The 12,309-nt window shown below is 70.7% G+C and carries 11 protein-coding genes; 6 read left to right on the top strand and 5 right to left on the bottom strand.

Annotated elements, in window-relative coordinates; translation table 11 throughout:
• Window positions 1-93: 93 nt before the first annotated feature.
• From N4G70_RS24080 to N4G70_RS24090, 3 genes are all read left to right on the top strand, one after another.
• Window positions 94-1,089, top strand: coding sequence for a fatty acid desaturase (locus N4G70_RS24080; RefSeq protein WP_261714779.1), 996 nt, complete (start codon window positions 94-96; stop codon window positions 1,087-1,089).
• Window positions 1,086-1,808 carry a TetR/AcrR family transcriptional regulator gene (locus N4G70_RS24085; protein WP_261714780.1) on the top strand — a complete coding sequence of 241 codons (723 nt, stop codon included), beginning with the start codon at window positions 1,086-1,088 and terminating at the stop codon, window positions 1,806-1,808. The genes N4G70_RS24080 and N4G70_RS24085 overlap by 4 nt, the downstream gene beginning before the upstream one ends.
• A 258-nt stretch (window positions 1,809-2,066) precedes the next feature.
• The gene (locus N4G70_RS24090) at window positions 2,067-3,803 is read left to right on the top strand and encodes a VCBS repeat-containing protein (RefSeq protein ID WP_261714781.1); all 1,737 of its coding nucleotides are present in this window, start codon (window positions 2,067-2,069) and stop codon (window positions 3,801-3,803) included.
• Window positions 3,804-3,910: 107 nt separating this feature from the next.
• On the opposite strand, the gene N4G70_RS24095 is transcribed toward N4G70_RS24090, so the two are convergent.
• On the bottom strand, window positions 3,911-4,759 hold the full coding sequence (locus tag N4G70_RS24095) for a trans-aconitate 2-methyltransferase (RefSeq protein ID WP_261714782.1): 849 nt from the start codon (window positions 4,757-4,759) through the stop codon (window positions 3,911-3,913).
• Between the two features lie 131 nt (window positions 4,760-4,890).
• Here N4G70_RS24095 and tamR point away from each other — a divergent pair, with 131 nt between their 5' ends.
• The gene (gene tamR, locus N4G70_RS24100; protein ID WP_053724556.1) at window positions 4,891-5,388 is read left to right on the top strand and encodes a MarR family transcriptional regulator TamR; all 498 of its coding nucleotides are present in this window, start codon (window positions 4,891-4,893) and stop codon (window positions 5,386-5,388) included.
• Here tamR and N4G70_RS24105 read toward each other — a convergent pair.
• Window positions 5,347-6,114: a response regulator transcription factor gene (locus tag N4G70_RS24105; RefSeq protein ID WP_261714783.1), complete on the bottom strand. Its 768-nt coding sequence runs from the start codon at window positions 6,112-6,114 to the stop codon at window positions 5,347-5,349. The two genes, tamR and N4G70_RS24105, sit on opposite strands and share 42 nt — an antisense overlap.
• Before the next feature lie 262 nt (window positions 6,115-6,376).
• Here N4G70_RS24105 and N4G70_RS24110 point away from each other — a divergent pair, with 262 nt between their 5' ends.
• The gene (locus N4G70_RS24110; protein ID WP_261714784.1) at window positions 6,377-6,820 is read left to right on the top strand and encodes an N-acetyltransferase; all 444 of its coding nucleotides are present in this window, start codon (window positions 6,377-6,379) and stop codon (window positions 6,818-6,820) included.
• 418 nt (window positions 6,821-7,238) lie between these two features.
• On the opposite strand, the gene galK is transcribed toward N4G70_RS24110, so the two are convergent.
• The 3 genes from galK to galT are packed head-to-tail and all read right to left on the bottom strand — an operon-like array spanning window position 7,239 to window position 10,397.
• Window positions 7,239-8,384, bottom strand: coding sequence for a galactokinase (gene galK, locus N4G70_RS24115; protein WP_261714785.1), 1,146 nt, complete (start codon window positions 8,382-8,384; stop codon window positions 7,239-7,241).
• Window positions 8,377-9,345: a UDP-glucose 4-epimerase GalE gene (gene galE / locus N4G70_RS24120; RefSeq protein ID WP_261714786.1), complete on the bottom strand. Its 969-nt coding sequence runs from the start codon at window positions 9,343-9,345 to the stop codon at window positions 8,377-8,379. Before galE ends, galK begins: the two co-directional genes overlap by 8 nt.
• Complete coding sequence (gene galT / locus N4G70_RS24125; RefSeq protein ID WP_261714787.1) at window positions 9,342-10,397, bottom strand: galactose-1-phosphate uridylyltransferase; 1,056 nt, start codon at window positions 10,395-10,397, stop codon at window positions 9,342-9,344. The genes galE and galT overlap by 4 nt, the downstream gene beginning before the upstream one ends.
• A 216-nt stretch (window positions 10,398-10,613) precedes the next feature.
• On the opposite strand from galT, the gene N4G70_RS24130 reads away from it, so the two are divergent.
• Window positions 10,614-12,284 carry a sodium:solute symporter family protein gene (locus N4G70_RS24130; protein ID WP_261714788.1) on the top strand — a complete coding sequence of 557 codons (1,671 nt, stop codon included), beginning with the start codon at window positions 10,614-10,616 and terminating at the stop codon, window positions 12,282-12,284.
• Window positions 12,285-12,309: the final 25 nt, after the last annotated feature.

Here is a 12,309-nt window from a genome sequence, read left to right on the forward strand (position 1 = left end):
GCGATCCCGCTCGTTTTCCTCACCCTGCCGGGGGTACTCCCCAATGACCACCGCTCCCGATCTGTTTCCTCACCCTGCCGGGGGTACTCCCCAATGACCACCACTCCTGATCTGCTGAAGTCGTCCGACGAAGCTCCCCAGCCGTCCGCGACGCTGGGCGGCGAGAACAAACGCTCCATCGAGCAGCTCGCCCTGCTGCTGTTCATCACGGTGCCTTTCGTGGCGCTCCTCGCGGCGGTGCCGCTGGCCTGGGGCTGGGGGGTGAGCTGGCTGGATCTGGGCCTGCTCGTCTTCATGTACTACCTGGGCTGTCACGGCATCACGATCGGTTTCCACCGGTACTTCACACACGGCTCGTTCAAGGCGAAGCGCCCGCTGCGGATCGCGCTCGCGGTGGCGGGCTCGATGGCGGTGGAGGGCCCGCTGGTGCGCTGGGTGGCCGACCACCGCAAGCACCACAAGTTCTCGGACGCGGAGGGCGACCCGCATTCGCCGTGGCGTTTCGGCGAGACGCTGCCCGCCCTGATGAAGGGCCTGTGGTGGGCGCACATCGCGTGGATGTTCGACGAGGAGCAGACGTCGCAGGAGAAGTACGCACCGGATCTCCTGGACGACCCGGCGATCCGCCGCATCTCGCGCGACTTCGTGTACTGGACGATCCTGTCGCTCGCGATCCCTCCGCTGGTGGGGGGTTTGGTGACGATGTCGTGGTGGGGCGCGTTCACGGCGTTCTTCTGGGGCTCCCTGGTGCGCGTCGCGCTGCTGCACCACGTGACGTGGTCGATCAACTCGATCTGTCACGCGGTCGGCAAGCGGCCCTTCAAGTCGCGGGACCGCTCGGGCAACGTGTGGTGGCTGGCCGTGCTCTCGTGCGGTGAGTCCTGGCACAACCTGCACCACGCGGACCCGACGTCGGCCCGGCACGGGGTGATGCGGGGGCAGATCGACTCCAGCGCCCGGATCATCCGCTGGTGCGAGCAGCTGGGTCTGGCCTACGACGTGCGCTGGCCGAGTGCGGCCCGTATCGCCTCCAAGCGGAATGAGGGCGGCCGGTCCCGGCGCAAGGAAAAGGCCGCCGAGGCGGCATGATGGAGGACGTGGCGACCGACTCCAGCACCACCCGTACCACCAGCACCACTGGTTCTCCCCGCTCCGCCGGGGTCCCCGGCTCCGCCGACAAGCCCCGGCGCACCCGAAGGACCCGGATGACCGGGGCCGAGCGCCGGGAGCAGTTGCTGGACATCGGTCGCACGCTCTTCGCCGAGAAGGGCTTCGAGGGCACTTCGGTCGAGGAGATCGCCGCCAAGGCGGGCGTCTCCAAGCCGGTGGTCTATGAGCACTTCGGCGGCAAGGAGGGCCTGTACGCGGTCGTCGTGGACCGCGAAATGCGCTCGCTGCTCGACGGGGTGACGGGCGCGCTGACCGCGGGCCACCCCCGGGAGCTCCTGGAGCAGGCCGCATTCGCGCTGCTCGATTACATCGAGACGTATACGGACGGATTCCGCATTCTGGTGCGCGATTCCCCCGTCGCGCAGTCGACCGGCACCTTCGCCTCGCTGATCTCCGACATCGCCACCCAGGTCGAGGACATTCTGGGTCTCGAGTTCAAGGCCCGTGGATTCGACGCCAAGCTGGCGCCGCTGTACGCGCAGGCGCTGGTCGGCATGGTGGCGCTGACCGGGCAGTGGTGGCTGGACGAGCGCAAGCCCGAGAAGGCGGAGGTCGCGGCGCACCTGGTGAATCTGGCCTGGCACGGTTTGGACGGTCTTGAGCCGAAGCCGCGCCTCATAGGACACCGCAAGCGCTGACCGGGCACCCCTCTCGGACAGAACTGGTCGAGACCAGTCGCGATTTTCACTTCAACCACACAAGAATCGGCGGTAGTCTTCACCCACTATCCCGGGGGGGATTCTCGCCTTTTCTCGCATGCCCCCACCCGTGGCCGCCTTTGTGCCCCCACGGTGTGCGCGCCGCGGCCTTCCGTGTGCCCATGCGACGACATATGCCCAGCGAATCAATTCTCCCCGGGTCACCCGCTTATTCCCATGGGGGGAATTTTGTCCTCTGTGCGCATCCAGCGCGCGAGCCGCCTCGCGGCCTGCACCGCCCTCGTTCTGTCGGCGGGCATGCTGCTCGCCGGGCCGGCCTCGGCCGACCCCACCCCGGCGGGTCAGCACTCCGTCGTGAAGGCGCCGAAGTCCGCCGCTTCCCCGTCCGCCACCCTGGCGCACGACGCGCCCGCGCGCACGGCGCCGAGCAAGGCGCGGCGTTCGGCCGTGGCCGTGGCCGGGCCGCACGCGCCCAAGCCCCGCTTCGATGTGAGCGGCGACGGGTTCACCGACCTGCTCGTGCGCGAGCCCGACGACAAGCTGTACCTGGAGGACTGGAGTCCCCAGGCCAACTCCGCGTTCGCCAACGGCCTCGGGGCCTACAAGGACCTGGTCTTCCCCGGTGACCTGGGCGGCGGCTCCGCTCCCGAGGTCCTGGACCTGTCCCCCGGCGGCGTCCTGACGCTGCACGCCGACGTCACCTCCGGCGGCATCGGCTACGGCGGCTGGTCGGGCACCGGCTGGAACATGTTCAACAAGGTCTTCGCGGCCGGCGATGTCACCGGCGACGGCAAGAACGACCTGCTGGCCCGCACGCCCGCCGGCGAGCTCTACCTGTACGCGGGCACCGGCGACCTGTCGGCCCCGTTCTCGGCGGGCCACAAGTTCGGCACCGGCTGGGACATGTTCGACCAGGTCGTCGGCGCGAGCGACGTCAACGGCGACGGCCTCGGCGATGTCTACGGCCGCCGGCCCAACGGCGAACTGTACTTCTACGCGGGCACCGGCCAGGTGGCCAACCCGCTGAAGCCCGGCGTGAAGTCCGGCACCGGCTGGGACATGTACAACCAGATCATCGCCGTCGACGACCAGAACAACGACGGCCTCGGCGACCTGGTGGGCCGCGACCTGGCGGGCAAGCTCTGGTTCTACCCGTCCCAGGCCGACGGCCACCTCAAGTCCCGCAGCGCGCTGGGCACGGGCTGGCAGAGTGCCCAGTTCTTCACGTCCGGCGGCAACCCGGCCTACGGCAAGAACGACCTGTTCGGGATCGACGGCGCGGGGACGATGTCCTCGTACTGGGGGCCGGGCGACGGCTATCTGTCGGCGCCCTTCCGCGGCACCAAGGGCGGCTGGGCAGGGGCGCACTATGTCTCCCACCCGTCCTCGCTCGTCACCTCCGAGCGCTGGGCCAGCGTTCTGGAGGTCACCTCCGACGGCGAGCTGGTCGTCAACGGCAACCGCGTCGGCAGCGGTTGGGGCATCTACAACACGGTCATCGGGGTGGGCGACCTCACCGGTGAGGGCAACGGCGACCTGATCGCCCGCCAGGGCGGCAACGGCCACCTGTACGTGTATCCCGGCAACGGCCAGGGCACCGGCGTCTACTCGCGCATCGACGTCGGCGGCGGCTGGAACATCTACGACAAGCTCTTCGGCGCCGGTGACGTCAACGGCGACGGCCGGCCCGACCTGCTGGCCCGTACGCCCGGCGGCGACCTGTACCTGTACGCCGGCACCGGCAACGCGAAGGTTCCCTTCCAGGGCCGGGTCAAGGTGGGCACCGGCTGGAACATGTACAACGCGAGCAAGATCGCTGTCTCCGGCGACCTGACCGGCGACGGCCGCTCCGACATCGTCGCGGTGGACTCCGCGGGCGACCTGTGGCGCTACGACGCCAACGGTTCGGGCGGCTTCAAGGGCCGGGTGAAGATCGGCTACGGCTGGAACCTGTACCAGTACGGCATCTACTAGGCCGTCCCCAGCGGCACCGGGCGCCCTGCCCCCTCCACGCGAGGGGGCAGGGCGCTCCCGTTTTCGGCCGGCCCGGACGGGGAAGCCGCGCAGGCCGCCCGGGAGGGCTACTTCTTCCTGGCCACGGCGAAGATGCGGCGGAAGGGGAAGACCGTGCCGTGCGGGCCGGGCGGGTAGGCCTCGCGCAGGCGGTCGCGGTACTCGGCGAGCAGGGCGTCGGCGGCCTCGTGGTCGCCGTCGAGAGCGGTGAGCACCGGGCGCAGGGCGGTGCCCTTCACCCAGTCCAGGACCGGGTCGGGGCCCGGGAGCAGTTGGCAGTAGACGGTTTCCCAGGCATCGGTCTCGCAGCCGAGGTCGGCGAGTCTGGTGAGGTAGTCGGCGGTGTCCAGGATGTGGACATAGCGGCGGCGGTGGTCGCCGAGGCGGCCGCGCCAGCGCGGGGAAGCACAGAGTTCGTCCAGGATCGCGTGGCTGGGCGAGGTGAAGTTGCCCGGGACCTGGAAGGCGAAGGTGCCGCCGGGGGCGAGGCCGTCGATCCACGCGGGGAACGACTCGGGGTGGTTGGGGACCCATTGCAGCGCCGCGTTGGAGACGATCAGGTCGAAGGGTTCGCCGGGCGTCCAGTGCGCGGCGTCGGCGACCTGGAAGTCGAGCCAGCCGCCACCCGCGGTGGTGCCGGCGTGGTCCTTGTCGGCCTGGGCGAGCATGTGCGGGGAGAGGTCGAAGCCGGTGATGCGGGCGTCGGGCCAGCGGTCGGCGAGGCGGACGGTGACATTGCCGGGGCCGCAGCCGAGGTCGGCGATCCGGGGCGAGAGGCCGCCGGTCGAGGGCAGCTCGGGTATGCGGGTGAGCAGGTCGAGGAAGGGGCGGGTGCGGTGGCCCGCGTGGCGCAAATACTGCTGTGGGTCCCAGACCGGTGGACCGGGCGGTGTGGCCGACGACGATTCGGAATGCATGTTCGAGCCCCCTTGCAGGTACGGCTGGGCGAAGCGGAACAGGGTCCCGGCCCCTCCATGCCCAATGGTGGCTCGATATATATCTTGACGTCAAGAGACTTCACGTCGAGGGACCCTTTACACTGATCGTCATGGAGGACGAGGTCGACCGACTGGTCGCAGCATGGCGCCGAGAGCGCCCGGACCTCGACGTGGAACCACTCGAGGTGCTCAGCCGGGTCAGCAGGCTGGCCCGCCACCTCGACCGGGCCCGCAGGCTCGCGTTCGCGGAGCACAGCCTGGAGCCCTGGGAGTTCGACGTGCTGACCTCGCTACGGCGCGCGGGCGCGCCCTACCAGCTCTCTCCCGGCCAATTGCTGACGCAGACGCTGGTCACCTCGGGCACCATGACCAACCGGATCGACCGGCTCGCCAAGAAGGGCCTGGTCGAGCGGCTGCCCGACCCCAGTGACCGGCGCGGAGTGCTGGTGCGGCTCACCCCCGAGGGGCGCGACCGCGCCGACCAGGCGCTCGCGGGCCTCCTGGAGCAGGAACGGGCCATCCTCGGCGAGCTCAGCCGCAACCAGCGGGGCGAACTGGCGGCCCTGCTACGCCAGTTGACCGCCCCGTTCGACAACATCCCCGGCTAGGTCGACCGGGCCCACGCCCGCGCGGCGGGCCAGCGCGACGGCGGCGAGCGTGGAGTGCACGCCCAGCTTGCCCAGGACGTTCTGCATGTGGGTGCGCACGGTGTGCGGGGACAGGAACAGGCGCTCGGCGACCGCCTTGCGGCCGAGTCCGGCCACCATGCAGCGCAGCACCTCGCGCTCGCGCGGGGTGAGCGACTCGACGAGCCGCTCGGACTCCGTGCGGTGCTTGCGCGCGGCCGTCAGCTCCCGCAGGACGCCGGTGAGCAGCGCGGGCGGCAGATGTGTCTCCTCGCGCAGTACGCCCCGGATGACGGCGAGCAGTCGTTGCAGCGAGCAGTCCTTGGCGACCCAGCCGCACGCGCCGGCCTGGAGGGCGAGGGCGGCCCGGCGCGGGTCGTCCTTCTCGGCCAGGACGACGGTCCGCACCGCGGGCTGGCCCGAGCGCACGCCCGCCACCAGGGAGATCCCGTCCACCAGGCCCTCCGCGCCGCCGCCCTCCGGCACCGCGCGGGCCACCGGGACCGAGGCCGAGGCGCCGAGGTCGGCGTCGACCAGCATCACGTCGAAGCGGCGGCCCTCGGCCGCGCCCCGCTCCAGGCAGCGCAGCGCCGCGGGGCCGCTGCCGGCCGCGGCGACGTCCACGTCGGGCTCCGCCGCGAGGGCCGCGGCGAGCGACTCGGCGAAGATGCGGTGGTCGTCCACCACGAGAACTCGGATACGTACCACGTGACACCCCCAGGGTCGGGGGACGGTCCGGTACGGGTACGCGCCCGGAGTCGGGGCCACCGCAGTCGCACGGCCGCCGCCGTGTACTGAGTACTACCCCACCCCGGGCGACGCACCCGACTGTCTCGCCCCCTGATCAACACCGGCCCCCACCGGTGCTGTGCATCAGCGTAGGGCGGTGGGCGGTGCGTGGAAGGCACTTTGCAGAACTGATGGAAACCGCCTGGCCACTTGGCGTGCGCACCTGTTTAGGGTGGGGTCCATGTTTCGTTTGGAAACGGAAGTGGACAAGGACCGGCAGGCGCAGCTCCATCGACGGCTGCGGGACACCAACACCGAGCGCTCCGAGGTGCTGCGGGCGCTGCGGGGGACGCCGTCGGACAAGGAAGTGCCGCTGCACGTCTGGGGGTTGAACGAGGCGGGGCTCCTGGCGGGGGGCCTGGTGGGCCGCACCTGGGCGAGCTGGCTCCACGTCGACCTCCTGTGGATCGACCCCGGGGTGCGGTCGTCCGGCCTCGGTACGCAACTCCTGTGCCGCGCGGAGGAGTTGGCCCGCTCCGAGCGGGGGTGCGGGTTCGCGCGGGTCTCGACGTGGGACTTCCAGGCGCCCGGCTTTTACCGCGGGCGGGGGTACGAAGTGGTGGGCGTGGTCCCCGACTACCCCCCGGGCGTAACCGAATACACCCTGACCAAGCCCCTGCCCTGACCTCCCTGGGCCTCCGCCCCAGACCCCGATCGCGCCTTAAGGGCGCTCGTCCTCAATCGCCGGACGGGCTGAAAGTGCCCCAGCATCGAACAGTTGAGGGGCGCGAGGCTGCGCGAGACGCGGGCACGGTCCGCGGAATCGAGAGGGGTTAGGGGCGCGGGGAACTGCGCGAGAAGCGACCACGGCGCGAGGCCGAAGGCGGGGTTTAGGGGCGCGGGGAACTGCGCGAGAAGCGACCACGGCCCGCTGGATCGAGAGGGGTTAGGGGCGCGGGGAACTGCGCGACCAGCCACGCACGGCCCGCAGCCGAAGGCAGGGTCAGGGGGCGCGGGGAACTGCGCGAAAAGCCGCCCGCGGGCTAAGGCGGGTTGGGGGCGCGGGGAACCGCGGTCCGCGGCCGGGCCGAGGGGGCCCGGGGTCAGGAGACGCGGCGCGCCCCCGCCGAGGGGGTCGCCTCGAAGAGGCGGGGCGGGGCGAGCGACACCCCGGCGAACGCCGACCGCAGCGCCCCCGAGACCGCCCCCACCCCCGACTCCTCGACCAGCACGATCGCCGACCCCCCGAACCCCCCACCCGTCATCCGCGCCCCGAGCGCCCCCGCCCCCACCGCCGTGTCGACGACGAGGTCGAGCTCCGCACAGGACACCCGCAGGTCGTCGCGGAGGGAGGCATGGCCCTCGGTGAGGACGGGGCCGACCGCGCGGATCTCACCGGCCGCCAAAAGCTCCGCCACCCGCGTCACCCGGGCGTTGTCGCTCACCACGTGCCGCACATAGCCCCGGACGGTCGCGTCCGACAGCTCCTTCAGCGCCTCGGGGAGTCGCGTGGAGGGCAGTTCGCGCAGGGTGCGTACACCCAGCTCCCGCGCACCGCGTTCGCATCCGGCGCGCCGCTCGGCGTACGCGCCGTCACCCAGCGCGTGCTGCACGCGGGTGTCGACGACCAGGAGTCGCAGCCCGTGCGCGGGCAGGTCGAAGGGAATCTGGCGGCGCGTCAGGTCGCGCGCGTCCAGGTGCAGGACGTGGCCCTCGGTGCAGCACGCCGACGCCGTCTGGTCCATGATTCCGCACGGCACCCCGACGAACGCGTTCTCCGCGCGCTGGGCCAGCGCGGCCAACTCCGGCAGCGACAAGGGGAGTTCGTACAGGTCGCGCAGGGCGAGCGCGGTGACGACCTCCAGGGCCGCCGAGGAGGACAGGCCCGCACCCGTCGGCACCGTCGAGGCGAGGTGGATGTCGGCGCCCGGCACCACGTGGCCCGCCTCGCGCAGCGCCCACACCACGCCCGCCGGATAGGCCGCCCAGCCCGCGCCGGACAGCGGCGTCAGTTCGTCGGCGCGCAGCTCCACCACGGGGCCGTCGATGTCGGCCGAGTGGACCCTGAGGACCCCGTCGGAGCGTCGGGCCGCCGCCGCCACCGCCGTGTGCGGCAGGGCGAGCGGCATGACGAAGCCCTCGTTGAAGTCGGTGTACTCGCCGATGAGGTTGACCCGGCCGGGCGCCGCCCACACCCCCTCCGGCTCGTACCCGTACAACTCCCGGAAGGCGGAGGCGACTTCACGCACCGGACCGCTCCGTCCGCCGTGCGAACGCCCAGGCGTCCGCGACGATGTCGGCGAGGCCGGCGCGGGTGGGCCGCCAGCCCAGGCGTTCGTGGGCCCGGGCGGCGGAGGCCACCAGGATCGCCGGGTCCCCGGCGCGCCGGGGCGCGACGACCTCGGGGATCTCGTGGCCGGTCACCTCGCGGGCGGTCTCGACGACCTCACGGACCGAGAACCCGTTGCCGTTGCCGAGGTTGCACACGAGGTGCTCGCCCGCCGTGGCGGCCGTGAGCGCCAGCAGGTGGGCCTGGGCGAGGTCGGCGACATGGATGTAGTCACGGACGCAGGTGCCGTCGGGGGTGGGGTAGTCGTCGCCGTAGACGGAGATGAACTCCCGCTCGCCGAGGGCCACTTGGAGGACGAGTGGGATGAGGTGGGATTCGGGGTCGTGGCGTTCGCCGCGGTCTCCGTAGGCGCCGGCCACGTTGAAGTAGCGCAGGGACACCGCGGCCAGGCCGTGCGCCGCGCACTCCCCGGCGATCATGTGGTCCACGGCCAGCTTGGAGGCGCCGTAGGGGCTGGTCGGGGCCGTGGGGTCGGTCTCGGTGACCGGGGTGGAGACCGGTTCGCCGTAGGTGGCCGCCGTGGAGGAGAAGACCAGTCGGCCCACTCCCGCCTCCCGCATCGCCGCGAGCAGCGCCATGGTGCCGCCGACGTTGTTGGCCCAGTACTTCTCCGGGACCGCCACCGACTCGCCGACCTGGGAGAACGCGGCGAAGTGGAGGACCGCGTCGTAGGTGGCGTCCAGCCATTTCGCCGTGTCCTGGACGCGGCCCTCGATGAACGCGGCCCCGGCCGGGACGGCCTCGCGAAAGCCGGTGGAGAGGTCGTCCACGACGGTCACCGTGTGGCCGGCCTCGATCAGGTGGGCCGCGACCACGCTGCCGACGTAGCCCGCCCCGCCCGTCACCAGATACTTGCTCACTTGCTGGCCACCTCTCGCAGTCGCTCGGCCGCGGCCTCCGGCGGCACGTCGTTGATGAACACGTTCATGCCGGACTCGGAACCCGCGAGGTACTTGAGCTTGCCGGATGTGCGTCGGATGGTGAAAAGCTCGAGATGGAGCCCGAACTCCGCGCGGTCGACGGCCTCCTCGCCCCGGAACGGTGCCTGGTGCCAGGCGGAGATGTAGGGGGTGGGGGGTTCGTCGGGTCCGAAGATCCGGTCGAAGCGCCTCAAGAGTTCCAGGTAGATCTGTGGGAACTCTGTGCGCGCGGCCTCGTCGAGGGCCCGCAGGTCCGGGACGCGCCGCTTGGGGTGCAGATGGACCTCGTAGGGCCAGTGCGCCGCGTACGGCACGAACGCCACCCAGTGCTCGCCTTCGAGCACCACCCGGGTGCCTTCGGTGAGCTCCCGCTCGACCACGTCGTCGAAGAGGTTGCGGCCGCCGGTGCGTGCGCGGTGTTCGGCCAGCGAGCGGAGCATGAGGGCGGTGCGGGGGGTGGTGAAGGGGTAGCCGTAGATCTGGCCATGTGGGTGGCCGAGGGTGACGCCGATCTCGGCGCCCCGGTTCTCGAAGCAGAACACCTGGCGCACCTGCGGGAGTTCGGCGAGTTCGGCGGTGCGGTCGGTCCAGGCCTCCAGGACGAGGGCGGCCTGCTCCTCGGTGAGGTCGGCGAAGGACGCGTCGTGGTCGGAGGTGAAGCAGACGACCTCGCAGCGGCCGGAGTCGCCCGCGAGCGAGGGAAAGCGGTTCTCGAAGACGACGACGTCGTAGTCGGCGGCCGGGATCTCGCTGTCGCGGCCCTCACGTGACGGGCACAGCGGGCAGGCGTCGGCGGGCGGCAGATAGGTGCGGCCCTGGCGGTGCGAGGCGACGACCACCGTGTCGCCGAGCAGGGGGTCGTGGCGCAGTTCGGACGCGGTGGACACCGGGTCGAGCGGGCGGCGGTCGCTCTCGTCCCGTACGAGGTCGTCCCGCGCGTCGTAGTAGAGCAGCTCGCGGCCGTCGGCGAGCCGGGTCGACGTCTTCTTCACTGCAACCTCCACCATCCAACAGAATCGCACACAACAAACCACAAGCCAACAGTCACCGTCAATGGGCGCGCAAGCGGTTGCTGTGCGGAAGCGAGCACGGCCGAGGCGTCACGCTCGATCACAATCCAACAAACAATCTCACCAGAACTGTTCAGTTTCCGACCGCGGAGGCGTAGGTTCCCGTCCGGATCAGTAAGCGCGACGAAGCGGGTACGCATGCAATATCTGGCCGTGGGGCTCCGGCTCCCCACCAACGGGCTCGACTACACCATCCTGGCGATCTACTTCATCGTCGTCCTGGGCATCGGCTTCGCCGCCCGCGCCAGCGTGAAGACCAGCCTCGACTTCTTCCTGTCGGGCCGCTCGCTGCCGGCCTGGGTGACCGGCCTCGCCTTCGTCGCGGCGAACCTGGGCGCCACCGAAATCCTGGGCATGTCCGCGACCAGCGCCCAGTACGGCGTCGCGGTCGTGCACTGGTACTGGATCGGCGCGATCCCGGCCATGGTGTTCCTGGGGCTCGTGATGATGCCCTTCTACTACGGCTCGAAGGTGCGCTCCGTACCGGAGTTCCTGCTCCAGCGTTTCGACAAGTCCGCGCATCTGCTCGCCTCGGCCCTGTTCGCGTTCGCCGCGGTGCTGATCGCGGGCGTCAACCTCTACGCCCTGTCGATCGTCGTGGAGGCGCTGCTCGGCTGGCCGCAGTGGGTGGCGATCGTGGTCGCCGGTCTGTTCGTGCTCGCCTACATCACCATCGGCGGACTCTCCTCGGCCATCTACAACGAGGTGCTCCAGTTCTTCGTGATCCTGGCGGCGCTCATACCGCTGACCATCCTCGGCCTCAAGCGGGTCGGCGGCTGGGACGGCCTGACCGGGTCGCTCAAGGCGAGCCACGGCGACAACTTCCTGTCCGCGTGGGGCGGCACCGGCATCGGCCAGGCCAACCCGCTGGGCGCCAACTGGCTCACCATCGTCCTCGGCCTCGGCTTCGTGCTCTCCTTCGGCTACTGGACGACCAACTTCGCCGAGGTGCAGCGCGCGCTGTCCGCGAAGAACCTGAGCGCGGCCCGGCGGACCCCGCTGATCGCCGCGTTCCCGAAGATGTTCATCGTGTTCCTGGTGATGATCCCCGGCCTGGTCGCCGCGGTGCTCGTGCCGAAGATCGGCACACCGGGCTCGGACCTGACGTACAACGACGCGATCCCGCTGCTCATGCAGGACCTGCTGCCCAACGGCGTCCTCGGCATCGCGGTGACCGGACTGCTCGCCGCGTTCATGGCGGGCATGGCGGCCAACGTGTCGTCCTTCAACACCGTGTTCACGTACGACATCTGGGCCAAGTACGTCAAGAAGGACCGGCCGGACGCCTACTACCTGCGCTTCGGCCGCCTGATCACCGCGATCGGTGTGCTCGCCTCCATCGGCACGGCGTTCATCGCCTCCTCCTTCTCCAACATCATGGGCTACCTCCAGACCCTGTTCTCCTTCTTCAACGTCCCCATGTTCGTGGTGTTCGTGATCGGCATGTTCTGGAAGCGGGCCTCGGTCAAGTCCGGGGTGTGGGGCCTGTTCGCGGGCACCGCGGCCGCGATGGTCAACTACTTCTGGATCTACAAGCAGGGCGTCATCTCGATCCCCACCGACCAGGGCGCCAACTTCGTCTCCGCGATCGTCGGCTTCGTCGCGGGCGCGGTGGTGATGGTGGCCGTCACCCTGTTCACGGCGCCCAAGCCCGCGGCGGAGCTCGCGGGTCTGGTGTACGGGACGAAGTCGCCCGGCGTCGAGGAGCCGCCGGCCGAGGGCGACAGCGCCTGGTACCGAAGCCCGGCCCTGCTCGGCTGGGGCGCGATCGCGCTGGCCGCGCTCTGCTACGTCCCCTACTCGTTCTGACGCCCGTTCCGATCCGGAGGTACCG

Origin of the sequence: Streptomyces sp. ASQP_92 (genome assembly GCF_025399895.1) — a bacterium.
Classification (GTDB): Bacteria; Actinomycetota; Actinomycetes; order Streptomycetales; family Streptomycetaceae; genus Streptomyces.